The 23,630-nt window shown below is 35.4% G+C and carries 24 protein-coding genes and 1 pseudogene; 19 read left to right on the top strand and 6 right to left on the bottom strand.

The window, feature by feature from the left end; genetic code table 11:
• Positions 1-589: 589 nt before the first annotated feature.
• Positions 590-2,131, bottom strand: a complete 1,542-nt coding sequence (locus GY23_RS04490) for a fibronectin type III domain-containing protein (RefSeq protein WP_075617982.1) — start codon at positions 2,129-2,131, stop codon at positions 590-592.
• A gap of 198 nt (positions 2,132-2,329) precedes the next feature.
• On the opposite strand from GY23_RS04490, the gene GY23_RS04485 reads away from it, so the two are divergent.
• The 3 genes and pseudogenes from GY23_RS04485 to GY23_RS04475 form a co-directional block, all read left to right on the top strand.
• Positions 2,330-7,351: an RHS repeat-associated core domain-containing protein gene (locus GY23_RS04485; RefSeq protein ID WP_075617981.1), complete on the top strand. Its 5,022-nt coding sequence runs from the start codon at positions 2,330-2,332 to the stop codon at positions 7,349-7,351.
• Between the two features lie 126 nt (positions 7,352-7,477).
• Entirely contained in the window at positions 7,478-7,984 is a 507-nt protein-coding gene (locus GY23_RS04480; RefSeq protein WP_075617980.1) for a hypothetical protein, read from the top strand.
• A gap of 5 nt (positions 7,985-7,989) precedes the next feature.
• Positions 7,990-8,277: pseudogene (locus tag GY23_RS04475) on the top strand (IS3 family transposase); the annotation flags it as partial.
• Between the two features lie 283 nt (positions 8,278-8,560).
• Here GY23_RS04475 and GY23_RS18200 read toward each other — a convergent pair.
• A complete protein-coding gene (locus GY23_RS18200; protein ID WP_161487568.1) occupies positions 8,561-8,734 on the bottom strand; it encodes a hypothetical protein in 174 nt (57 codons plus the stop codon).
• Positions 8,735-8,971: 237 nt separating this feature from the next.
• Here GY23_RS18200 and GY23_RS04470 point away from each other — a divergent pair, with 237 nt between their 5' ends.
• Positions 8,972-10,228 carry a Y-family DNA polymerase gene (locus GY23_RS04470; RefSeq protein ID WP_075617978.1) on the top strand — a complete coding sequence of 419 codons (1,257 nt, stop codon included), beginning with the start codon at positions 8,972-8,974 and terminating at the stop codon, positions 10,226-10,228.
• 96 nt (positions 10,229-10,324) lie between these two features.
• Here the strand turns inward: GY23_RS04470 and GY23_RS04465 are convergent, their stop codons facing one another.
• The 3 genes from GY23_RS04465 to GY23_RS04455 all read right to left on the bottom strand — a co-directional run bounded on the left by GY23_RS04465 (position 10,325) and on the right by GY23_RS04455 (position 11,706).
• Complete coding sequence (locus tag GY23_RS04465; protein ID WP_075617977.1) at positions 10,325-10,792, bottom strand: hypothetical protein; 468 nt, start codon at positions 10,790-10,792, stop codon at positions 10,325-10,327.
• 152 nt (positions 10,793-10,944) lie between these two features.
• Positions 10,945-11,187 carry a hypothetical protein gene (locus tag GY23_RS04460; protein ID WP_075617976.1) on the bottom strand — a complete coding sequence of 81 codons (243 nt, stop codon included), beginning with the start codon at positions 11,185-11,187 and terminating at the stop codon, positions 10,945-10,947.
• Positions 11,188-11,244: 57 nt separating this feature from the next.
• Complete coding sequence (locus tag GY23_RS04455; protein ID WP_075617975.1) at positions 11,245-11,706, bottom strand: JAB domain-containing protein; 462 nt, start codon at positions 11,704-11,706, stop codon at positions 11,245-11,247.
• Positions 11,707-12,456: 750 nt separating this feature from the next.
• On the opposite strand from GY23_RS04455, the gene GY23_RS04450 reads away from it, so the two are divergent.
• The 7 genes from GY23_RS04450 (at position 12,457) to GY23_RS04430 (ending at position 15,536) form a co-directional block, all read left to right on the top strand.
• A complete protein-coding gene (locus tag GY23_RS04450) occupies positions 12,457-12,927 on the top strand; it encodes a hypothetical protein (RefSeq protein WP_075617974.1) in 471 nt (156 codons plus the stop codon).
• A 73-nt stretch (positions 12,928-13,000) separates the two neighbouring features.
• On the top strand, positions 13,001-13,549 hold the full coding sequence (locus GY23_RS04445) for an RNA 2'-phosphotransferase (protein WP_075617973.1): 549 nt from the start codon (positions 13,001-13,003) through the stop codon (positions 13,547-13,549).
• Between the two features lie 495 nt (positions 13,550-14,044).
• A complete protein-coding gene (locus GY23_RS18195) occupies positions 14,045-14,188 on the top strand; it encodes a hypothetical protein (protein ID WP_161487567.1) in 144 nt (47 codons plus the stop codon).
• Positions 14,163-14,426 carry a hypothetical protein gene (locus GY23_RS04440; protein ID WP_075617972.1) on the top strand — a complete coding sequence of 88 codons (264 nt, stop codon included), beginning with the start codon at positions 14,163-14,165 and terminating at the stop codon, positions 14,424-14,426. Before GY23_RS18195 ends, GY23_RS04440 begins: the two co-directional genes overlap by 26 nt.
• A gap of 114 nt (positions 14,427-14,540) precedes the next feature.
• The gene (locus tag GY23_RS18190; RefSeq protein ID WP_161487566.1) at positions 14,541-14,708 is read left to right on the top strand and encodes a hypothetical protein; all 168 of its coding nucleotides are present in this window, start codon (positions 14,541-14,543) and stop codon (positions 14,706-14,708) included.
• Positions 14,709-14,777: 69 nt separating this feature from the next.
• Complete coding sequence (locus tag GY23_RS04435; RefSeq protein WP_075617971.1) at positions 14,778-14,978, top strand: hypothetical protein; 201 nt, start codon at positions 14,778-14,780, stop codon at positions 14,976-14,978.
• Positions 14,979-15,146: 168 nt separating this feature from the next.
• Entirely contained in the window at positions 15,147-15,536 is a 390-nt protein-coding gene (locus GY23_RS04430) for a hypothetical protein (RefSeq protein ID WP_245827568.1), read from the top strand.
• 143 nt (positions 15,537-15,679) lie between these two features.
• Here the strand turns inward: GY23_RS04430 and GY23_RS18540 are convergent, their stop codons facing one another.
• Entirely contained in the window at positions 15,680-16,177 is a 498-nt protein-coding gene (locus GY23_RS18540; protein WP_075617970.1) for a DUF7674 family protein, read from the bottom strand.
• An 822-nt stretch (positions 16,178-16,999) separates the two neighbouring features.
• Here GY23_RS18540 and GY23_RS04415 point away from each other — a divergent pair.
• From GY23_RS04415 to GY23_RS04380, 8 genes are all read left to right on the top strand, one after another.
• On the top strand, positions 17,000-17,239 hold the full coding sequence (locus tag GY23_RS04415; RefSeq protein WP_075617968.1) for a CPCC family cysteine-rich protein: 240 nt from the start codon (positions 17,000-17,002) through the stop codon (positions 17,237-17,239).
• A 193-nt stretch (positions 17,240-17,432) separates the two neighbouring features.
• Positions 17,433-18,191, top strand: coding sequence for a hypothetical protein (locus tag GY23_RS17785; protein WP_084543970.1), 759 nt, complete (start codon positions 17,433-17,435; stop codon positions 18,189-18,191).
• Positions 18,192-19,126: 935 nt separating this feature from the next.
• Positions 19,127-20,380, top strand: coding sequence for an RNA polymerase sigma factor (locus tag GY23_RS04405; RefSeq protein ID WP_075617967.1), 1,254 nt, complete (start codon positions 19,127-19,129; stop codon positions 20,378-20,380).
• A gap of 85 nt (positions 20,381-20,465) precedes the next feature.
• Entirely contained in the window at positions 20,466-20,840 is a 375-nt protein-coding gene (locus tag GY23_RS04400; RefSeq protein ID WP_075617966.1) for a YciI family protein, read from the top strand.
• A gap of 180 nt (positions 20,841-21,020) precedes the next feature.
• A complete protein-coding gene (locus GY23_RS04395; protein WP_075617965.1) occupies positions 21,021-21,461 on the top strand; it encodes a YybH family protein in 441 nt (146 codons plus the stop codon).
• Between the two features lie 180 nt (positions 21,462-21,641).
• The gene (locus tag GY23_RS04390) at positions 21,642-22,145 is read left to right on the top strand and encodes a DinB family protein (protein ID WP_075617964.1); all 504 of its coding nucleotides are present in this window, start codon (positions 21,642-21,644) and stop codon (positions 22,143-22,145) included.
• A 292-nt stretch (positions 22,146-22,437) separates the two neighbouring features.
• Positions 22,438-22,530, top strand: coding sequence for a helix-turn-helix domain-containing protein (locus tag GY23_RS18535; protein WP_342742389.1), 93 nt, complete (start codon positions 22,438-22,440; stop codon positions 22,528-22,530).
• 356 nt (positions 22,531-22,886) lie between these two features.
• Positions 22,887-23,339: a VOC family protein gene (locus GY23_RS04380; protein WP_075617963.1), complete on the top strand. Its 453-nt coding sequence runs from the start codon at positions 22,887-22,889 to the stop codon at positions 23,337-23,339.
• The last annotated feature ends 291 nt before the right edge of the window (positions 23,340-23,630 follow it).

The raw sequence follows: 23,630 nt of genomic DNA, 5'->3' as shown, positions 1-23,630 counted from the left end.
AAAATTGATTTTAAATACTTTATAATTAAAAATTTAAGAATCTCCGGCACATATGACGAGGGTTCTCAGCTTAAAGTGGAACCCTGTAGAGATTTATCAGGGGTAGGATAGAAGAATATATCTTGCTTTAGAAGAAATAATAATAAATTGGTTTACATATGACCGATTATCGGTAGCAGCCACAGTCCAAATCTATACAACAATAAAGAAACCCAGCAATCCTGTTAATACAAGGTTGCTGGGTTTCCTCAATTTATATGTAATATAAAACTATAAGTTGATATCGGTTTTCTTTTGAATTTACAGATTTATTTGAGAACAAACCACAAGTGTTTTCTTTAGAAATGAATGTATTGTTACACAAGCTTGAAGAATGAACAAGTTGAAGCCAAAGTAAAATGATTGCTTTATGGTTCAAGAAAACTTATGACATAGTAAAAACATATAATTACCACAAAGCTATAAACATTTAACAGTTGAAAACCATTTTTGAAAGATAAAAGAGGTTTACAGGCAAAATAAAAAAGGCACCAAAGTATTCTTTGGAATGCCTTTTTTATTGTCAACTATGGTATAGGATTTTATCGGATTAGTTATTACCCGGTACTACTATTTCTTCGGCATTTTCAGTTGCTGGCGTTAAAAAACTATCCAAATATGCTTGAACGGCAGACTCATCACCAAACAATTCTTGAAGGACCGGCATTAACCATGCTTGTATTTCACTGTTCTCGACAAGAACTAAAGAATCTAGATATCGTAAAACAGTATTTGGCTGTTCGTTATAATGGGTATAAGCAATTTTAGCGATTGTCCAATCGATAATGTCTCTATCTTCGGTTAAAGTACTATTCTCTTTAATCTGCTCTAAAGCATCAATATCTTCTGGCGTACCTGTGCCACTAATAAAATGATAAGCGAGTAGTCGTTTATCATAATCCGAAGAATAAATATCAGTCACAATATTAATATCATATAATTCCTCATGTAAATCTAGTGATTTCATCATAATTGAAGCCGCAACAGGTGGATCTATAGGAGGTTTACAGATCATTCTTGGCGGACAAACTGTTGTTGTATTTTGAAGAGTGTATGTTAGGTTATAGCTTTCTTTAGTGGAATAAGAAAAATCCCCTTTTACTTTAAATGACACGGAAGAAGTAACAGGCAATGTTATTCCATTCTGATTTGACTTTGTTGTCCATCTACTCACGCCACTTTGTATAACTTCTAACACATAGTTTCTATTTGTAGCATTAATCTGAACAAACAACGAGTTATTAAGTCCGATAGGTTCGATTTTATAGTAATCTATATCAGTTTCAGAACTAATATAAGAATCGTATCTTATATTAGGTTTTATTAAGGATGCTTGTTCTAAACTGTCATTCGGTTCACTGTTATCCAAAAAAGGAGCGGTCATAGCTGTGTAACTCATAATTGGCTCACTAAAAGAACTCTTGAGGTTACCACTAATTGCTACTACAAGGAATTTATAACCTGTTCCATGGTTAAGGTCATTTATTGTAAATTTTGTCTCCGCAGTTTTTCCGGCGTTCAGCGGAACGATGCCGTTTGGATGAGCGTAGTAAACTTGGTACTCCTGAGCACCAGCAGAAGCGCTCCAAGATAATGTTATTGCTGTTTCCTGGATATTACTAACCGCTAAATCCGTTGGAGGTGCTGGCGCGGCTTTAAATGAAAGAATTTCGCCGAACTCACTTTGTGTAAAGCTATTCTTAGCCTTTATTTTCACATCGTATGTAGTAGTTGTTGGTGAAAGAGATATAATTGCTGAATTCTCATTTGTACTAAATGAGGCATCATTATTAACGTGGACATCGTAGGTAGTGGCACCAGTTACTTTGTCCCAACTTATTTTTGAGGTTTTATCATTAACAAATATGGCTTTTAGATTTTGGGGTGCCTTTAGAGATTGAACGTTCTGACTTAAAAGATTGCCATTAAGATCATATTCAAATCGAACGGCAATCTCATCATTTTCCTTTATCTCGATTAATTTGTTGCTGGCATCATAAACATATTCTAAATTCGCTGCATAGGATGTTGTTGCTGTTAAGAAAATTAAAGATAAGAATACTGTAAAGATAGTTCCTAAAGTCTTTTTCAATTTATTTACTCCTTAGATAGTTTTTCTCACTAACTATATATTGTTCGGAAAGATTTGAATAGTATCAATGTTTAGACAAATAACGACAAAAAACGTTTATTTTGTCGTTATTTGTCGGTCGAATTTGATAGAATTGTCAAAATTTATCACCTATAATTAGCTCGATATACAAACATGAGGATTGTAGGGGGAAGAAATTTGTATTTAAATAAACTATTAAAATTGATTATGTGTCTTTTAATTATGCTTTCAGGGTTTCTTATACCATTAGAACAGTCTAAAGCAGAAGAAATTGAGGGAACGCTAAATGACACAGAAAGAACAACATTAATTAACAAAGGGTTTACAGAGGAAGAAATATCCGAAGTGTTAAAGAGAAAAAATTTAACTGGCCTGGTTTTAGAAACAGCAATAAATATTTATCCGCATACAGCGGTAAATATTTCAAAAGAAGCAGTCAGTGACATTAAAGTTTCTAAATCTATGCCAAATGTTGAATTGACCCAATTCACGTCAAATGGGACTTCAAGTGAAGATGGACTGAAAAAATTAAGGTATATTAAAACTGGTGAAAACCAGGCTCCATTTTCCATTGGAGATGACTATGAGAACATTTCAACTTTGGACGGTTCACTGTCCATAATGGAAGAAGATTTAACCTTGGTTGGTAGGAATGGCTTGTCTTTCGATTTGAAAAGAACATACAGTACCAATCAAGCTCAATATTACGATATGACCATAGACGAACAATATTATACTGCCTATAAATACTCAGTTGAGTTTGATACAGAAGTATATAAAGAAACACAAGCATATGTATCTAAAGGTGAAGTTTATAATCAAATAACTACTCATAGTTGTAAAGACAATTCGTTAAAAAATAGTTTTAACGTAGATGGAACACCTAGATTTTCTGGAGCATATTACACCAAAAGCGCAGCAGTGAAACATTGGGTACAAGGTACAAAACTAGGAAGTGGTGCGAAAGATGATGCTACATGTGCCAAAACTGGTAATAAAACATATGATCGTTATACAACATTTGCAAAAGGTACAAACACTGTATATGAAGATTCATCACAAAATTTAGAAAGTCCTGCATCTCGAATATTCCCAGACAAATTAGACGGCTTTGATAATCCAGCTGAAGCTGAGATCGTCAAAAATGATTTGAAAAATGGAAAGTATTTTGACAATTATTTTCACAGCAGTATTTGGTACGGTACTGATTCTAGTTATCGTTACCTGTATGTTGTTGGAAATAATCCTTCACCTACAGTTAAATCTTACGCTGCTGGCACAGAGCCTGAATACACTAACAAAACTAGTAAGAGTTTTATAGATAACAAATTCCCACTTGGAAAAGGCTGGACTTGGGATATTCCTTATATTCAAAATGAAAATAATTCCACAATATTGCATTTTGGAGATAGAGGATCCTATGAAATAGTAAATAATCAATTGAAGGGCTACCCTTGGAAAGATTTAACTTTCACGTTAGATGCAACCCAAACTGTCAATCAGGTGTCATCTAAATATGCTGTAAAGACACTAGAAGGAACAACTTATTATTTTAGTCAAAGTGGTAATTTACTAAAAATTAAAGATTCGTATGATAATTATATACAATTTAAATATAGTACTCATCCCTTGTATAAAGAGGTTCTTTCAGAAATTGAAAACAGTATAAACAATAAAATCTCTATCGCATATTCGGAAACGGAAGTAAGACTCACTCAAGGGGATAAAGTAGTAATCTATTCAAAACAAAAGAGCCCAGATGGAAAAGTCGAAATATTAAAACATGTAGATGATCAAATGGGTAGAAAGACTACTTATGATTACAATATAAAGGAAGCAAAATTTAATTTACTAGGAACTACTCCTTTTGCTGTAAATCCATATGTATTATTAGTGGGAATTACACATCCAACCGGCTTAAAAACTGACTATAGCTATGAAGGAATTCCTTTTAAGAAAAACATAGGAAATAGTGCAGTTAATGAAACATATAGAGTTCTCAATCGAAATGATGGAATCACTTACAATAATGGTGAAAAGTTAGAGAGTAACTTAAAATCATTTAATTATGATCCAAACATGAATGGCTACTACTCTAATTCCTACACTTATACGACAAAAATTACTGAGAAGGATAAAATAACTTCCTATGTAATTAACCGGAAATATGACTCCATCCAAGGCAGTGCAAATTACTATAAATTGAATGAAATTTCAGAAGACAGTACTGATTCAAAGTTGGTTTTAGATTTTGTCTATGAATCAAATAAACACAATCCAAATCCTATCAAAACAACAAAAACTTTTGAAAAGAAATCAAATTCGCAGAAATCTATTCTTTTTGTAACTGAGACACAATACAATGATTACGGTCAAATCATATCCGAAAGAAATGAACTTGGATTCCAATCGAGGTATGAATACGACCCTAACACACAATTACTTACGGGGATTACAGAACCTTTAACAAGTACAAAAGCAAAGTACACAAAATACGAAAGAAATGCTAAGGGAAGTATCACGAAAGAGACCATATATGAAAACAACAGTCTAGGAAAAGTTTTATCCAACACCATTTATGGAGACTACGATGCGTATGGGAATAGCCGAAGTGAAGTAACGACTTCTGCGGGTAAAACCTATACAAGGACGTTTGATTACGGACCAACCTACTCCAATGCATTTCTAACGAAAGAAATAAGATATGTTAAAGACTTAAATAGTGAAGAAAAACAGCTTACTGTGCAAGCGTCCTATTATCCCGAAACAGGGAATTTGAAGTCTATTATAGATGGAAAAGGAAATATTACTGGGTATCAATATGATAAATTGGATAGATTAACCACGATTACCCATCCAGATAGTTCAACTTTAGTCTATATGTACAATGACGAGAATAACCGAATTGAAACAAAGGATGAACTAGGTAACATCACTTTTGAAGAATGGAATCCGATTGGCTGGAAAGTCAAAGAAGGCATTAAGCTTGGAGACATATACGATGCTAGATCCGTTATGCATTATAACGAAACAGGAGATTTAATTAGTTCATCCAATGCGCTTGGACAAGAAACACAATACGAGTACGACTTTATGAATCGAATTACCAAGGAAACAAACCCTTTAGGAAATGCAAGAACAACCCAATACGACGATATTTTAAACCTGCAAACCTTGACGGATGAAGAAGGGAATCGAGTTACCCAAAACTTTGATGCTGCAGGAAGAACTATAAAGGATACCGAATTTTTCACTGATTCCAACCGAACTAAAGAATTTACGTATGACAATATGAGTAATGTGTTGACCGAGAAAGATGCTAAAGGGCGTCTCACGTATTTTGAATATGATGTGTTAGGGAATCTCGTGTCAGTTACTATGCCAAACGGTGAAATCACGCGTTATGAATACGATTACTTAGGAAATGTTATGAAAGTGACTTACCCAGATCATACCTTTTCTTCAAAGAAGTTTGATGAGAGTGGAAGAATGCTGTCTAAGACGGATATCAATCAAAAAAGCTCTACCTACCAATATGATAACAATGATCAACTAATCCAATCGACAGACCGAAATGGAAATCAACATAAGTATGTATACAATAACCGGAATTGGCTAACGAAGGTTGATACCTTAAAAGAAAATATCATTGTTGATACTGTTGAGTATGAGTACTACTTAAATGGTGCACGAAAATCAATGGATGATGCCACTGGGCTTACAAAATATGCCTATAATCTGGAAGGTAACATGCTGGATATGGTATACCCGGATGGAAAGTCTATTTCCTATCAATATGATAAGAAAGGAAATAAAAAGGAAATTGTTTCACCATTTAATAAAAAGATTGTTTATGAATACAATGAACAGAATTTAATTAAGAAGCTTGGAGTTGAGGAAGATCCTGATTTAGTTACCTACGATTATTTGGCAAACGGCCAGTTACAAAATAAGAATCAGGCAAATGGGTTGACCAGTTTCTATACATTTAATCATTCAAATTTGACGGAAGTGAAACAACTCTCCTCACTGGGGGAAGTCCTAAATAACGGAATATATCAATATGACCTAAACAAAAATATTGAGGAAATAACCGCACCTGAAGAAGTCAGTAGTTTCACCTATGATCAATTGAATCGCGTAGAGAGTAATTCCCAAGGAACCGAAACGTATGAATACGATAAAAAAGGAAACCGAAGCCTTCTCGATTCGGAGAAACTGCCAACCATTGAAAATCGAACATACGAATATGATTCGAACAACCGATTGATAAAGGTGACTACCGATGAAAGTCAAATTGAATACCGTTACAATGGGGACGGATTGTTATATGAAAAAGAAAGTGGCAACCAGATTACCAGGTACTACTATGACGGAGATGTCCTAATAGCTGAAGCTGCTGTACATAATGGACAATCGGTACTGAAAAATCATTATGTCACTGGAAATGACAAAGAACTTCTCATTGATGCCCATCAACAATTGTACTTTTATACGACAGATGGTCTTGAGAATATCATTGAACTGCGTGATGAAACTGGAAAATCCGTTAACAAGTACCGATATGACATGTGGGGGAATCCAATTATCACCGAAGAAGAGGTGTATAATTCACTTCATTATTCTGGAGAGGTCTGGGAGGAAAGTACAGGGTTACAGTATCTTCGATCAAGATGGTATGATCCAAGTCTAGGTCGCTTCTTAAATGAAGATAGTTTTGAGGGGACTTTTGATACCCCTTTGTCATTGAACAAATACACTTATGTTGAACAAAATCCGCTAATTTACAAAGACCCAACAGGGGAAGAGAAAAAAAATGTGGGAGATCCTACAATAGGTGGGATTGGTAATGCTAAAGTTATTAAGAATCCACCAAAAGCTCCTCCTAAGACATATGCTGGTATACCCTCTCAAGGTTTAGTAGGAAATGTAAAAGGAGCTCCAAAAGTAGATGCAGGAAAGCAAGGAAAGCATGTGATAGGGCATCCCAATAATACTAATAAAAATAAATCTGTATGGAATTCTGGTGAAAATGGTGTAGAGTTGACTCAAAAAGCTTGGGTTAATGGTACAACAGTAAAACCAGATGGTAGTGTTAGAACTTTTGATTTTGGTAAACGAATTGGCCCGTGTGGAGAGACTAAAATTAAAGTTCATATGGATTCGGCTGGTAACATCCACGGGTATCCTGTATTTTAGTGGAGATATGATTTGAGAAATGTTTCAGTGAGAACCACTGTAAGAATATATATAAAAGGGGACCTATCAACATATTCTTGATGAATATGTTGATAGGCATTATTGGTAGTTTGGGGGAACCGAAAAATGACACACGTTTTTTTCATATTAGATAATGAAAACTTTGATGAACTTAAAGAAGAGATTAAAAGTATTTTTTGGATGTATCATGATATGATACATAGTTATAAGGGGTTTGGTCATAATATTGACTTTGAACGAGTCAATTACGAGAAGTTTTTCTTAACAGAGATAGATAATGAATCGATGAATGGATATGCTAGAGAAGTTCAGTTAGTGAAAAAAGGTTCCTTTGTAGCTTTATGTTGTGAGGTAAATGATATGCTTGATGAATCTAGAAGAAATAATGACAGAGTATATCAGTTTATTAAAGAGCTTTTGTCAAATCAAAAAATAGCGCCATTTGAAGAAGAAATATTATCATCAATGTTATTGGCATTAGAAGAGAAACCAAGCTATGAGTGGTATTCTCTAAAATATGGCGAAATATTTTCGGTGAAATTAGATGAAGTTTATACCAAATATGTTTTGGAATATTTCAAGGACGTGTACGATAAAGGAAACAAAACCTAACCTGCCAGGGCTGGGGGTATCAAATTACATCATATGTAAAGAAGCTAAAAGATAATGGGATATTCCAAAGTATGTCTCGAAAAGGAAACTGTATGGATAACTCGCCAATGGAAAACTTCTTCGGCATAATGAAAAAGGAAATGTATTATGGGATAGTTTATCGTTCTTTTGAAGAGCTGAAGCAAGCAGTGATTAAGTATATTTTTTATTATAACAATGAACTGATAAAAGCAAAATTGACTGGCATGAGCCCGGTTGAATACCGTATCCATACCAGTCAACTAGCTGCTTAAATGCTTCAGTCTAACTTCTGGGGTTCAGTACACTTGTAGGACCGTAAGTGTTTACTCTGATCTTTTAACAAGAGGTAGTTCTTTTTTGTCATTCGTCAAACTCCTAATGCAAAATGGGCTTTAACAAATCTTAATATTTGTTCACAAAATACTAAATTAGTGAACAGATCCTTTTTCTTTATCCTTTAAATATGAACAATATAGCCAACAATTTACAAGGCAAGGTGAAGGGCATTTTTATCTTCAGCAGTATAGTTGGGCTACTTTCAGCACTCTCTTTAAATTAAATGGACTTTAAGAACTGCCCTACTCTATCCTGTGATTCTTTAAGGGATTTTGGGTTAGCGCTGATGATAAATTCCTCAAGCAAATCAAACAACCTATCATCAATTTCTTTTCCTTCAACTTCAAACTCTGCTCGTAATTTTTGTAGTACCTCTTTTGGTTGAAACGACATGATTGACCCTCCTTCAACTAGATTTTCTTCCCGAATAATTCATTATAATAAATTCAGCATAGCACATGTAGATAATTCCATAGAAGGATTACAGGGTCTGTATTTATTTTGAGACATCCATCATCGAATTTGATCTAATAAAATAGTAGAAATCACGATAGACCTAAAATTTAACAGTGTATATTTTCATGAATCAGCCCTATAATAAGAACAAACGTTCTAATTGGAGAGGTTCGAATGTATAAGAACATGCCTAGAAGACAAATTGCTTGTATTGATATGAGAAGTTTCTATGCAAGTTGTGCCGCGGTGGACAATGGATTGGATGTTATGAATACACCGATTGCTGTCATTGGAAACCTTGAACGTAAAGGGAGTATTGTTCTGGCAGCGTCACCTAAAATGAAAAAGGATTTCGGTGTGAAAACCGGTACGCGATTATTTGAAATACCTGATCATCCATCCATTGTTCTGATTGAGCCGAAAATGGAATTTTTCGTTCGTATTTCGATGGAAATTGCGCGCTTATTGGGTGAATATGTCCCAAAAGAAGCCATACACGTCTACTCCATCGATGAAGTTTTCTTTGATTTAAAGGGAACGGAGCATCTTTGGGGACCTTTAGAAAAGACAATCCAACGTATTCAAGATGACCTTTTGGAAATGTTTCAACTTCCTTCAGCCGTAGGTGCAGGTCCTAATATGTTAATGAGTAAATTAGCATTGGATTTAGAAGCAAAAAAAACAGGGTTTGCAAAATGGGGATTCGAAGACGTTCCGACTAAACTATGGCCAATTAGCCCTCTCAGCGAGATGTGGGGAATCGGATCGAGAACTGAAAGAACCTTGAATTCCATGGGCATTTTTTCTGTGGGAGATTTAGCGAACACGGATTTGAAAACACTTGAAACTAAGTTCGGCGTCTTGGGTAATCAGCTTTATCACCACGCCTGGGGAATCGACTTGTCTGAAATGGGAGCCCCACTTATCGAAGGTCAGGTAAGCTATGGGAAAGGTCAGATTTTATTTCGTGATTACAAAACAAAAGAAGAAGTAATGGCAGTGGTTCTGGAAATGTGTGAAGATATTGCCCGGCGAGCACGTGAGGCTGGCAAAGCAGGTCGCACGATCAATCTGAGCATCGGCTATAGCAAAAATGCCTTTGGTGGTGGCTTTAGTCGATCAAGATCCATCGAGGAAGGTACGAACGATACCATGAAAATTTACCGGGTATGCAATGCACTCTTTGATGAATTCTATGACGGTCGCCCTACTCGTCAGATAACGGTATCCATATCTAATTTAGAAGATGAAACCAGTATGCAACTAAGTCTATTCGAAGCCAATAAATGGCGTAATCGTAAATTAGGATCTGCTATGGACGCAATTCGAAGTAAATATGGTTCAACGGCATTGTTAAGGGCTGTATCCTACACGGACGCTGGTACGGCACGCCAGCGTGATAAATTGATTGGTGGTCACAAAGCAGAATGAACAAGTTACTAGATCTGTTCAGGAATTTATACAGACCGGAAAAAATAGAGCACTTTCAGCAACCACATGCTGAAGGAGCTCATTTTTAGTATTGGTTTATTTCCGTTCACTTTGTATATAATGTTGGACGTCTTCTTTTATCCAATAAGGTTTGCCGCCAATCATGGCTGTCTCCTTTGGCAGTTTCCCTCTCTTGCGGTACATATGAATCTTCTTCACGTCCATGTTGTGACCATATTCATTCATGAGCTCGGCAAAGTTCTGTTGACTCAATAAGTCACTCGGATTGTTGATGATCAAGGGTTTCTGTGTGTTGGCAAGATAGGTGTCATCATGGAAATACGTCAGGAGTCTCTCCAATGCAAATGGAATCCAGTCCGGGTCCACTTCCTTGAAGAGTCGGTTTAAGTCAAATGTTTCCTCGTACTCGAAGAATCGAGCAAGGGCTGTAAGCGCTTGTTCGTGTTCATTCAAGGGTGTCCAGTCACTTGGCACGTCCTTTGCATTCACATAAGATGCCAAATTCGGGCATTTCGCCAGGATTTCCTTGGTTGCATTTTTCATGTCATTCCCTCCATTCCTGTTGAGTTACTCAACAGTTGTTGTTTTAGTATATCAAAATTTGTTGAGTAACTCAACAAATATCCTTTAACGGTTTTAGTTTAAATACAAACGCCATGAAGAAACATTCTTCCTGGCGTTTCCATGTTTTCTTCTCATATGGTTAGATCGTGGAAAGCAACATCTTGCGTGGCTGCATATATCACTTTATTTTGAACCTTGTACGGGATTTTTAGGTGGTCACAATACTTGAATAGATGAACAATGGCGATTCGACTCTTCTTACATTCGGAAATATCTTGGTGTCTGGTTGATACTAGTAGATTTTTTCTCCAAAAATGAAGAGCTCGCAGAGCACTTTTTTGTTTTTCGTCCAGTTGGCAGGTCATAGTCGTCATTATCGATTCCTCCTTTTTTAAATGGAACAAAAGGGGAAAGTCCCCTTTTGCCTGTTTTTATATCACACCAGTTTCTCTTAATGAAAGTCCTCCGTTTTTGTAACCGACGATGATGGAATCAAGTAATTCGATGCCGATATATTCACCGGCTTCTTTTAAGCGTTTGCTGACTTCAACATCTTCCGGTGAATACTGACAGTTGCCGCTGGGGTGATTATGTGCCACTAAAATGCTTCCTGCGTTATTGAGTATGGCGCACTTGAAGACCTCCCTAGGGTGTACTATGCTAGCGTTTAAACTTCCGACATGGCAACGATGAACAGCTATGACTTGGTTTTTCACATTGAGGCAAAGGACTAGAAACACTTCACGGTCCTCATCCCCTATCATGGCTTGAATGAAATCAATTGCATCTTTGGGTGACTGAATTTGTTTCGGCAGTAAGCTTGTATACGCTTCTTCGACTTCTCGTATTTCCTGTTTGATTCGTACGATTTCAATCACTTTTTCTAATTTCATCTTGTGTTCCTCCTTTTGTGTTGTTCGCCGGGCGGTAAATGTCCCAAAAGGGATTATTTTTTGCCTTTTGATACGCAGGGCGGACACATCCCATAGCCGACCAGTCAAGGGTCCCAGCGCAAAAAGTTTTTCAGCGTTAGCGTGATCTGAAAAAGTTTTTCGCCCCTTGACTGTTGTTTTTCACTTTCAGTCGGCTCCTGTCTTTGCCTGAAACAGGGGTAGGGCGAACGCCAAGGAATCTGCCACTGTTTCGGGCTTAGACAGGCTGGGAATGTGTACGATTCCGGAGGACAAAAGCAAAAAATACAATAAAAATGGCAGCCTTTCGGCTGCCCTCCATTGCACCTATCTTTAATGCACGTACGTTTTTCGGCTCGTTCCCTCGTCAAGAAAAGAACAGGAACCTACGGCTTGTAGGCAAAGCCGTACAGTCCGTGGTTATCGGGCTTTTTAGAGGGAAGCGACACGCTAGAGCTCCTTGCAAAGTGTTTGTTGCTTTGCTAGGAGGTATATCGTGCAGCCGCCATTTATGGTGTGTTACTAGATATAAATGAAGCAAAATAGAAGGAGTTTTCCTTTAAATGGAGAATGTTGTAATAGTGATATATAAAGTAGGAATCTTAAACATGTGCAATAGTCTCTCTTTTTCTTCCTTCTTCCTTCTTCAACTATCGAGGCAGGGTAGTTGAAAAGAAAATTAAGGTTTAGTGAGGTATTAAGTAAGTAGTACGAAAAGGAGATATATAGATAATGTATTTAATTGATAATAAAGATAGAGTTGTTCCTTTAAATAGTATCCCACAATCATCAGTTGGATCACCGAATCCAATTGTTCTATCGGATAAGACAACAACCGTAGTTGCCTATGACTTAGAAGAAGATGAAATTGAAAATAACGACATTGCAATAATTACATTCAAAAGTTGTCGCTCAATTATGTTCGGTCCACCTGGTGATGAAATCTTTGAAGCACATCCTTTGAGTTCTCGTGGACTAGAACGGTATTCAACATTTATAATTGAGGATTCTTCTTGGTTAAGAATATTGATAAAAATGAATTCAGTGCACCCACGACATAAAGAAAGTCACTTTGAAGATTTAAGACACTTTATACTATCCTTTCACGATTCAACTTTCGAATGTATAGCTGAAGATTTTGAAGTAGAAACAATTAACCGGGATTCAAATGACATAATAAGTATAATGAGGATGAAGCTTTAATAAATTTTTCAATTAATTTTCAGGGTATAAAAGAACACTTGCGAAGTTTATTTGATCGAAAGAGAGTGATGCAATGAAGGATGAAAAATTGAGTAAAAAAATATCATATGCATTAAGGCATGCCCCTTGGGAATTCGGGCTTGAACTCGATAATCAAGGGTGGGTTAAATTACAATTTTTGTTGGAAGCTTTGAATAAGAACAAAGATTTTTCAAAAGTTACAGAGGATCAAATATTAAAACTAATTAGAATATCTGATAAAAAACGCTTTGAAGTGTTAGATGGTAAAATAAGAGCCATTTACGGTCATTCAATTTCTCAAAAAATACAGAGAGTTGCTTCCGAGCCACCTGAATTTTTATTTCACGGAACAACGAATAATAATGTCGAGTCAATTTTTAAAAACGGCTTAAATCCTATTTTAAGACAATATGTACACCTGTCACCTGAAGTTGAAACTGCCTTCCAAGTTGGAAAGAGGAGAGATATTAGTCCGGTCATACTTAAAATAAGGGCAAAAGAAGCTTTTATAGCAGGAATTCACTTTTATTATTGTAATGACAAAGTTTGGATTTCTAATTCCATACCAACAAATTATATTGAGTTGTTAAATTGCAATTAATTTTTGTGCCTGTATCAAAAACAATCACGTTAATTTTTGAATTAACGTGATTGTTTTTATTTGTATGTTTGTTTCGGACGCGCGTTGCATTCAACTAATTACAACGTTAATTGGCTAACTTGATGCCCCAAGGAACTTTTGCAGATTTGGTTGACGAACGATTTTGAAGTTTTATAAAGAATTTTTATTTAAAAGTAACTCTTACAAAAGAAAAACCTTAAGACAAAAAGAACAGTAATCGGATTACTCCGAGTGCTGTTCTTTTTTATGAGTTAATTTCACAAATCAGAGCCCTTGCGGTTCTAAGGATTTACGACAAGAAAATAGAGCGCCTTGCAAAGCGTTTTTGGCTTTGCTAGGAGCTATCGTGCAGCCGCCATGAAGAGGTTTAATAGACAGATTAATTATATTTTTTAGAAGGGATTTCCCTATATATGGAGAATATTGTAATGGATTCAAAATTACAAATACTCATAAGTTAGAGGGGGATTAGCTATGAAGCTGTTAAGGACCGTTGAGGCAGCGAAAAAAGAAATTAAAGAACTCCAGGCCTTTGTAGTGTTGGTCGAAACCTACAAACCGTCCACATTAGAGGAGAAGATATTGAAAGAATATGCTCCATGCAAACATTCCATATAGTTTTGAGTGGGATGAGTGGAGTGAATTTTATCGTTCGGCAGTATTGGAAAGTTCAAATGTAATTGATAATGTAAGAGAAATTGCTAAGGGAAATAAACATTTGAAGCATATTTATTTAGTGATTGATTATGGTAATGAATATAAAGAAATGGACATAGTTTGCTCAAACCATTATCTATTATTAGATAATCAAGAATATAGCCTACATGATGATTTTGACTGGTTATATGAGGAATAAATAAATTTGTGCGCTGATCCGAGAAGGATATATGTTTGTTGTTAGGAATTTTTTTAACTAACACAGCAGGAGTAGAAGAAGTACTTTTACTATAAATTATAGGAGTTCAATAATATGAAGACTTGGAAATATAAAACCACGAACAAATTTTTTAACTACCTGGATTTTCACGATTGCGTAGTTGAAAAGACTATAGTTGAAAAAGACACGGTCATTATTGATTTCGAGTTTGTTTATGTTTCCCCTGAACATCCTCTTAATCCCTATGGTGTAGCAAAATAAACTGATAAATGTAGACTTACTTTCAATGGAGTAACGGATAGTAATGCAGTTATTCACTTTGATGAAGGGATGGAAAAGCAAGTTCTAATTACCGGCTTAGAAGAAATGGAATTCTTGCAGTTTAACCAAAAACCATTAGGAATTTATATGATTTTTGAAATGTTTGGAACTGATGGGAGAACACATCAATTTAGTAGTATTAAAATTATTGCAATCAGTTTTACTTTAGAATGGAATGAATTTACCGAAAATGCTTGGTATGTTGAATAACAGAAAGAGGTTATTTTAAATTAAAGCTTCTTCAACTAACGGGTGCTTTAGTTAAAGATCATCGAGCTAATTGCAGCCATATTCTTAAGGAACTAACATGGCAGGTTAGTTGAGGATGAAACTTATAATAGAGTATTTCCGACTAATATATATAAAGGGGGTATTACATTGGTTCAAAGGTTATTTTATGTCCTGATTGCATTAGCGTTATTTATGATTAGTGGATGTTCCAATGAAGGGGAAACAACCACAGTAACAACAATTGATAGTATTGATGCCAAAGAAGTTTTAACATTGGACTCTGATGCTGATATTTTTCAGTATGATGGAGTTATCTACAAAACTAATATTGATTGGGTTGAAAAATTGTCTTTAACAAAAGATGTTCAAATCGGTGAAATAAAAACAAAAAATGATGAAAATACAGATTTTAAAGATGAGATGTCGAATAAACTTCCTGTTAGTGCTAAGATTTTTTCCACCAAAGAAAGAGGAGATATTTTAATTGTTGAATCTGAAGGAGAAATCAAAAAATATCTTGCAGTCGTTGAAGGGTAAACAAGTCTTATTCAACTAACGGGTGCTTTAGTCAATTTGGGGAGCTGCGAGTACAGCTCCTTGTTGCCTCTTACTGAAGAGGCAGGGTGGTTCAGTTGTGATGCTATTTAAAAGTTGAGAGTTAAGTAAGTAATAGAGCATTTTTATTTTTGTTTTTTTCTATTCTTTGCATCTTTTCGTTGTTTCTTAGTTCGTTTTTTAGAGGAGTCCATTGATGGTTTTAGCTGAGTGCTATTTGATTTTTCATTGGACAATTTTCCTAACCAAAAATCAATAAGATAGTTCCACCCTTTCAATGACTCTGGTTTCAAATATTTAAGAAAAAAATCGTGCTCCTGTTTGTCAGAGAGGCTAAGTTGAATGTCTTCCAAAAGTCCAATTGTTGCTAATTCCTTAACAAAATCATTACCTTGTATGTGTAAAAGCTCGATTACTTCAAAGACTGCTTTGAATTCTTCGGTTTCATTAAGTTTATATAATTCAATTATATGATCAGCAAAATCAGCAACCTCTATATAAACTAATTGTTCATCCCCGTCTTCATAATTTTCTTTTAAGTATTTTTCCCATCTTTCAAAGTATGAAGGACAAGCACTTAATAAAAGACCCATGACCTGTTCTTTTGTTATTTCCTTTGCCAACCTGATCACCTCTTTGTATTAGAACTATATTATCACAATTAACCATACTCCTTTTTATAAATTAATGATTCCTGTTAAATGGGAATGAAAATTTTTAAGAGTTTCTCAGTTACGTGATGTTTGAAGTTCAAGTGAGTGGTTCATTTAAATTAGAGAGTTGCGTGTACTGCTTCAATAAACTTTTAAGGATATTTTTTAGTGATTGGGTTTGGTTGTTTAATTGGGAGTTACCTAATTTATTATTAAGTGGAATCATTCTGGATTCTTCTTCAACTAACGGGTGCTTTACTTCAGAAGGAGTAAAGCCATTTTTCTTATTGAACTAAAGCGGCAGTTTAGTTGAATAATCAAAATGGATTTTTGTTTATTTAGTATGGAATATTTATGTAAAATTGGAACCGTTTTGTTCTTGCGAACGTATTAAAGTAAAGCGGTAGGTTAGTTTTAATTGAGGAGGGGTTTTGTTGCTTTATGATAACATTAGTGAATTCTTATTAAGTTTATTGATTTGGTGGGTTTTCCTACTTGTTTTCCAAAGAGTTAACAACCATTATCCACAAAATAACACTTGGAAAAAAGATATTTTATTAACTTTGTTTCAAAGTATAGTGAAATTACTTGTTTTGTTCCCTATTCTATCTTTCTTTTTTTAAAACATCTTAATTAAACTATAATAATTTTGATGGAACATAAATTTGAATAAGGGATGCTTTATTTAAGCAAGTAGCTGCCTTAAAGGGAAGCTTTTTCTCATTGAACTAACGCAGCAGGTTAGTTAAAGTACAGAAAATCATATAATTTAAAATATCGGAGGAGAAAAAGATGCAAAAAGCAATATGTCCTTGCTGTGGATTTCCTACACTAGAAAAACGAGATAATGATGATATATGTAAAATTTGTAAGTGGCAGGATGATGGACAAGATGATCCTCATGCGGATGAAGTTTTTGGGGGTCCTAATTATGACTATTCACTTACTGAAGCAAGAAAAAACTTTAAAAATAATGGAATAATGTTTAGAGAAAGTGATAATAAAAACCTCAGAAAATATTCAGACGAATAATTCAAATAAAGGCTTATTAGCTAAGACTTTAAATAAGGAGAAATAAAACTCCTTTTTTCACTAACGAGGTGCTTTAGTTAAAGATAAACGGGCTGATTAGCAGCACTTTTTCTTCTTCATCTAACAAACAGTTTACTTGAAAAAAACTGATATAATTTGAAGAATAATAATTTATGAAAACAGGTGATTTAGGATGGATAAAAGAATTCAAGTAGAAGTCTTATCTGGATTTTCCGAGGGGAAAATTAGTAATGTTAGCGAAACAGATAACGGCATAATGCTTACCATTGCAATGTTCGAATATTTCACTTATCCATACACTGTCCTTAAATGCGATTTAATAAATTGCCGAGAATTCATATTAGAGCTAGAGAATGGTGTTTGTATTAAGGATTTACAAGAGTTCCAAAAGTATGAGATAGAAATGCAAGATGCTGAATTTAAAAACAGTAAGCTTGTTTTAAGTTGTCGTATAGAAGAAAAATGGTCAAACATTCTCATTGAAACAGAAAACATAAAGGTTTATGACGAATTAAATAATGAAATTTCTCCCTTTGATCTTTATATTTTAAATGGAGCAAATAACGGGATAGATTTCTATATTAGAGAAAAAACAAAAAAACGGACAAGTTCAAGTTATATAGGAGAGTCCGTAAAATTTGATGAAGATGTGTTGGGTGATCTTCAGAAAAGAGAACGGTATTGGGCACGGTACGAGCAAAAGGGACCCCCAAAACCCGTTGATTTACTTATTGGGTTAGATGAATATGGAGTGAAAATGTTTTATGAACAAGAAATAAAGCAATTAATAAGTATTTGTGATGGTTTATTAAGTACTTACATAACAGACACTTTGTATGACCAAAAAATAAGGTACTTTGCTAAAGAATTAAAAAAACTTTGCGAAACAGCCATACTGAACAATAAGTGGGTAGAAGCAATAGGAGATTAAGATAATAAATAATTTTAGTTTGATTTCTTATTCAACTAATGGGTGCTTTAGTTGAATAAGGAGTATGAAAAACAAGCGTTTTATTTAAAGAAGCTATCCATTCAGGATAGCTTTTTCTTATTACCTACAAGTATTCGTAAAAAGAGAACGTTCATAAGAAAATGCTTTAGTATTTTGCACTTTATAAATGACTAATTAGAAACGCTTCAATCCCATGGGATTCTTACCCATATTCGAGTAAAAGATTCGTTGAAAGATACAGCGATGATCTTGTTCTTGGCGATTCTGTCGTTTGGGGTCTTTTTTATTTATCTATCATAAAACTTAAAATGAGCAGAGGGCGGGATGCCTTCTGTTCGTCCATTATTATAATATATTTAGTTAACGTATGACCGATTATCGGTAGCAGCCACAGTCCAAATCTATACAACAATAAAGAAACCCAGCAATCCTGTTAATACAAGGTTGCTAGGTTTCTTCAATTCGCATCAATATAAAGTTTAAAATTGATATGAGCTTTCTCTTGATGTTTCAGATTTCTTTGAGAAGCACTAGTTTAATGTGGAGAAAAGGACAAGTTTTGTTACATGTTCATTTACATTCAACATTTTATAAATTAATAACTAACAGAATATTTGGATATTTATGTTAAGATAAATTAGAGTATGTGAAAGATTTTACTCAAACTTCCCGGGTTTCAGCATTATTAATCAGATTTTTAAGAAGGAAGTTATCTTTTGATTGTCCAACTAAATATAGCCTATCCATTTGAAACTTATTGAAAAACAATGGTTGCATTTTTCATTAATGGAGGAAGACGGCTTTTTATAGAAATTTGCAGGCGAAAAAATTTCAAAAAGGATGTCGATAACATCAATTTTCATTCGTTTTCTTTATAGAGGAGGGAATTCTTTGGAGAAAGGAGGAACAAACATATGAATGAGTTTTTCATCCACCAAAGGATTGAGTCGGTTTGGAGAACGGAATCAGCTAAAATAATTGCTTCCATATCTCGGATGGTGAGGGATATCAGTATAGCGGAAGATGTTGCGCAAGATACCCTGATCATAGCGCTTGAACGCTGGCCAGTCTGTGGTATTCCTGATAACCCTGATGCCTGGTTGATGACTGTGGCTAAAAGAAAAGCCATTGACCTGCTTCGCCGGAAAAAACGACTGGATCAAAAATATGAACAAATGGTTTATGAAATGAATATACATTATGAGCCTGACTTGGCTGATGATATTGACGAAGATATTGAGGACAATTTATTGCGGCTGATTTTTATGACATGTCATCCGGTATTATCAAAAAATGCCCGTGTAGCTCTTACTCTGAGACTGGTCGGGGGACTAACAACAGAAGAAATCGCAAATGCGTTCCTTGTGCCTGAACCGACGATTGCCCAGCGGATTGTTAGGGCAAAACGAACACTTGCTGCGGCCAATGTTCCTTTCGAGGTTCCTCATAAGAGAGCGTATGCGGAACGGCTTTCTTCTGTATTGGAAGTAATCTATCTTATGTTCAACGAGGGGTATTCGGCTTCTTCAGGTGATAATTTAATACGAATGAATCTTTGTAATGAAGCATTAAGAATGGGAAGAGTTCTAGCAGATCTCATTCTTATAGAACCGGAAGTTTATGGTCTTGTTGCTCTAATGGAGATACAAGTATCCCGATTTAAAGCACGAACAAATACAGAAGGTGAAATAATTTTGCTACTGGATCAAAACCGGTCGTTGTGGAATCAGGAACACATCGGTCGAGGTGTTGTCTCACTAAAAAAAGCAGAAGACGTGGGAGGCACACTCGGTATGTATGCATTGCAAGCTTCTATAGCTGCGTGCCATGCAATAGCAGACACTCCAGAAAAAACAAATTGGGAGCGAATTTCTGCTCTTTATGAGGCACTTTCTGAAATTTCTCCTTCTCCAGTTGTTGAACTGAATCGGGCGGTTGCTATATCAATGGTCTATGGACCAATGGCAGGGTTGGAGATTGTCGATTCTTTACTTTTGGCTCCGGCATTGAAGAACTATCATTTACTTCCAAGTGTTAAGGGCAATTTTCTCCTAAAGCTAGGGAGAAAGAGGGAAGCACTTGAAGAATTCCAGCGTGCTGCTTTGTTAACACAAAATGTACAAGAACAGAAATTCCTATTGAAACAGGCTAAAGATTGTATGAAATAAAAAAATATTAGTTTTGTCTATTTTTTGGTTTGCTGTTCGTTGTATTAATAGATACAAAAATTTGAATGATTTAGGAGAGATGATAATGATATTTTTATGTATGGGCTATTATAACTCTGAAAAAATGCATGCACGACCAAGAGCAGAGATTGAGGCTGTGATGGATGAATGCCAGCCGCATACTGAGAAATTTTATCAAGGCGGTAGGGTGCTACTCGATGCAGGTCTAGAGTCAGAGATCAAAAACTTGCGCCGTGTGGATGGTAAGGTAATCGTAACAGATGGTCCGTATACAGAAACGAAAGAGTTGATTGGCAGCATATTCATTTTTGAAGCTGAGAACATGGATGAGGCGATCCAAATAGCCTCTATTCATCCGACAACACAAGTAAACAAAGGAGAAGAGTTTGGGTGGCGCATCGAGATTCGCCCTGTTCATTACTTTAAGAACGATAAATAATTTACCCTAAAAATCAAAGGTGGAGAACCTCTCGTGGTGATCCATAGTTTAAAGCTTATAAAAAGTGAGGAACTACAAAAATAGACGTTCAATTTAGTGGGAAACAGAGGCACTAAATAAAGTGTAGATATTTTAATGCCTCTCGAAAAGAATTAAATTTTTATCAAGGAGCTGATTTTTATGACGAATGAAACGAGGTTAGTTCAGGACGTTCTTGAAATTTACAAGTGTGCCATTTTTGAACTAGATACTGAAAAATTCCTATCAATCTATGCCGAAGATGTACACATTTATGATTGCTGGGGGAACTGGGAGTGTAAGGGTATCTCTTTATGGAAAGATAGTGTGACAGAGTGGTTTAATGGTTTGAATGAAGACAGATATTTACTAAAAGTAGATTTTATGGATTTAACTATTGAGGAAAATACGAATGTTGCATTCGTGCATTGTGCTGTGACTTTCGCTGCTTTCAGAGAAAATACAGAAGATAAACTTCGACAAATGACCAACCGTTTCACATTTGGCTTGAAAAAAGTAAATGAGTCTTGGCTTATAACTCACGAGCATTCATCATTGCCAATAGATATGCAATCTGGAAAAGGTATCTTTAACCCAAAATAATTAAGTTAATAGTGGCAAAAATAAGTGAAAATGTTTTTAGATATAACACCTCTATTTAATTCCACAATTAGATGCGTTTTTTAAGGAGAAGTGCTTGTAGTACTTTTTTTAATCTATGAACAGATGTGCAGATTTAAGGACAATGTAATTAAACAATCATTTAAAAAGGAGGATTTTTACATGAGTGTTCTGAAATTGATTGAAATATACAAAGGCTTTTTAGAAGAATATTCACTTGAGCAACTAAGGCACATACCTGATCAAGGAGTATGGTCTATCAGTCAAATGTATGACCATTTAATTATCGTAGCTCATGAATATTTGGATAGTGTTGAAGCTTGTGCGACAATTGCTGGAGAGCAAAACAATGGAAAGAAGACGGAGTTTGGCGAATATTTATTCAATATTGGAGGATTCCCACCAATTAAAATCAAATTACCTGATGAACTGGATACCCCACCGGATAATACAAAAATTAAAGAGGACATTTTGCTGGAGCTCGATCTACTTATGAAAAGAATGAAAGAATTGAAATTGAAAGTAAATGATATAAACCCAAATTACAAAGATGAACATGGAGGCTTTGGATGGTTGAATGCACAGGAGTGGTTTGATCTTGTTGGAATGCATTTTCGTCATCATCTGCGTCAGAAGTATGAATTAGATCAAAAACTTTGGGTATAAACGAATATTTGGAAAACGCTTAAATATCTTTTGTTGACATATGACCGCATATCGGAAGATGCAGAAAGAGAAATAAGATTAACATAAGTAAGAAAGAGTGCAATATAAAAAGAGAAAGTATGCTATAAAAAGCGTCTTTTCTCTTTTTTGGGTATTTTTACGAAGTTTATTTCGACAGTAATCAGATTAGACTATGACATACCAGTATGAAGAGGTTATTTAACTAACGGTACTTTAGATTAATTTACAGCCTTTAGGATTTTTATGACTCAGAATTATCTGCCTATTTTAAATTTATAACCTATTATTCGGAGGGCTAATTTGTGAAATTACAAATGTTTCTAGGGCTTCATTATATAGAAAGCTGTCGGAAGGGAAACAATAATCGTTCCTTATTCCATTAATAGGCCATTTAATGGAGTACAGGACAGGAATATTTTGTGGGGAAGTTGAAGTTGTTTTATCGAATAGCAACTACGGTATCGAATTTTTGAAACTATTGGAACATGATGACATACACGAAATAAGGTTCGCGAATATTCCAAGAGTAGAGGGTTTACGAAGTGTTGTTCGTTAACAAATACCCGAAAACCCAATTTTACATTTTCCTATACTGTGACTTTCCTTTGTTAACATGAACTGTGACAAGGTGTTTTTTGTTAGGAAGGAATTTGTAACTTTTTTATAGAATAATTATGAAGATGATCAGATATAAATTTTTACACATAAGGAGATAAAACTGTGAAAAAAAACAAATTACTAAGAATGGATAATGTCGGCATCGTTGTAGAATCCATTGATGACGCAATCTCTTTCTTCGAGGAGATTGGCTTGAACCTCGAAGGGCGAGCCACTGTCGAAGGTGAATGGGCTGGTCGCGTAACCGGATTGGGTTCTCAGTGCGTAGAGATTGCTATGATGGTTACCCCAGATGGCCACAGCCGACTTGAACTTTCGCGATTTCTCACCCCACCTACTATATCAGATCACCGGACTGCTCCTGTAAATGCCCTCGGTTATCTACGCGTCATGTTCACCGTTGAAGACAATGACGAAATGGTATCCAGACTCACTAAGTATGGTGCTCAGCTCGTTGGCGAAGTGGTTCAGTACGAGGACTCGTATCGGCTCTGCTATATTCGTGGAACCGAAGGACTTCTAATCGGTTTGGCGGAACAACTCGGTAACAAATAAGTAAGGGACGTTTTATAAAAAGCCTTTACTGAAGTGGAAATTGAAACAGAAAAACAGTGTGAAAGTATCTCGAAGAATTCGAGTACGTCATATAACACAGCATTCACGCTGCGAAACTCTCAAAGCCCCTTAGTCGCTAGGAGAAGAAGCAGGGTAGCCAGATTCAGGCGACAACCCTCAAACCTAAGAACTTCGTTCTAAGTCTCGCAGGGTTCGTGAATGCGAAAACGTTATATGCCAATAAGTCTCGATTTGAAGAAAATTCTTACTCAATAAAATGGCGCTTTAACG

It is taken from the genome of Paenisporosarcina indica (genome assembly GCF_001939075.1).
Lineage (GTDB): Bacteria > Bacillota > Bacilli > Bacillales_A > Planococcaceae > Paenisporosarcina > Paenisporosarcina indica.
The sequence above is the reverse complement of the archived record's forward strand: the minus strand, read 5'-3'. Positions and strand labels throughout refer to the sequence as shown.

What these genes read in the sequence shown, in the direction of transcription:
- GY23_RS04445 (WP_075617973.1), top strand. Translation starts at nt 13,001, where the DNA reads ATGAAGGATGAAAAATTGAGTAAAAAAATATCATATGCATTAAGGCAT.
- GY23_RS04480 (WP_075617980.1), top strand. Translation starts at nt 7,478, where the DNA reads ATGACACACGTTTTTTTCATATTAGATAATGAAAACTTTGATGAACTT.
- GY23_RS04390 (WP_075617964.1), top strand. Translation starts at nt 21,642, where the DNA reads ATGAGTGTTCTGAAATTGATTGAAATATACAAAGGCTTTTTAGAAGAA.
- GY23_RS04405 (WP_075617967.1), top strand. Translation starts at nt 19,127, where the DNA reads ATGAATGAGTTTTTCATCCACCAAAGGATTGAGTCGGTTTGGAGAACG.
- GY23_RS04400 (WP_075617966.1), top strand. Translation starts at nt 20,466, where the DNA reads ATGATATTTTTATGTATGGGCTATTATAACTCTGAAAAAATGCATGCA.
- GY23_RS04440 (WP_075617972.1), top strand. Translation starts at nt 14,163, where the DNA reads ATGCTCCATGCAAACATTCCATATAGTTTTGAGTGGGATGAGTGGAGT.
- GY23_RS04450 (WP_075617974.1), top strand. Translation starts at nt 12,457, where the DNA reads ATGTATTTAATTGATAATAAAGATAGAGTTGTTCCTTTAAATAGTATC.
- GY23_RS04465 (WP_075617977.1), bottom strand. Translation starts at nt 10,792, where the DNA reads ATGAAAAATGCAACCAAGGAAATCCTGGCGAAATGCCCGAATTTGGCA.
- GY23_RS04455 (WP_075617975.1), bottom strand. Translation starts at nt 11,706, where the DNA reads ATGAAATTAGAAAAAGTGATTGAAATCGTACGAATCAAACAGGAAATA.
- GY23_RS18195 (WP_161487567.1), top strand. Translation starts at nt 14,045, where the DNA reads ATGAAGCTGTTAAGGACCGTTGAGGCAGCGAAAAAAGAAATTAAAGAA.
- GY23_RS18190 (WP_161487566.1), top strand. Translation starts at nt 14,541, where the DNA reads ATGAAGACTTGGAAATATAAAACCACGAACAAATTTTTTAACTACCTG.
- GY23_RS17785 (WP_084543970.1), top strand. Translation starts at nt 17,433, where the DNA reads ATGGATAAAAGAATTCAAGTAGAAGTCTTATCTGGATTTTCCGAGGGG.
- GY23_RS04460 (WP_075617976.1), bottom strand. Translation starts at nt 11,187, where the DNA reads ATGACGACTATGACCTGCCAACTGGACGAAAAACAAAAAAGTGCTCTG.
- GY23_RS18200 (WP_161487568.1), bottom strand. Translation starts at nt 8,734, where the DNA reads ATGTCGTTTCAACCAAAAGAGGTACTACAAAAATTACGAGCAGAGTTT.
- GY23_RS04395 (WP_075617965.1), top strand. Translation starts at nt 21,021, where the DNA reads ATGACGAATGAAACGAGGTTAGTTCAGGACGTTCTTGAAATTTACAAG.
- GY23_RS04415 (WP_075617968.1), top strand. Translation starts at nt 17,000, where the DNA reads ATGCAAAAAGCAATATGTCCTTGCTGTGGATTTCCTACACTAGAAAAA.
- GY23_RS04470 (WP_075617978.1), top strand. Translation starts at nt 8,972, where the DNA reads ATGTATAAGAACATGCCTAGAAGACAAATTGCTTGTATTGATATGAGA.
- GY23_RS04435 (WP_075617971.1), top strand. Translation starts at nt 14,778, where the DNA reads ATGGAAAAGCAAGTTCTAATTACCGGCTTAGAAGAAATGGAATTCTTG.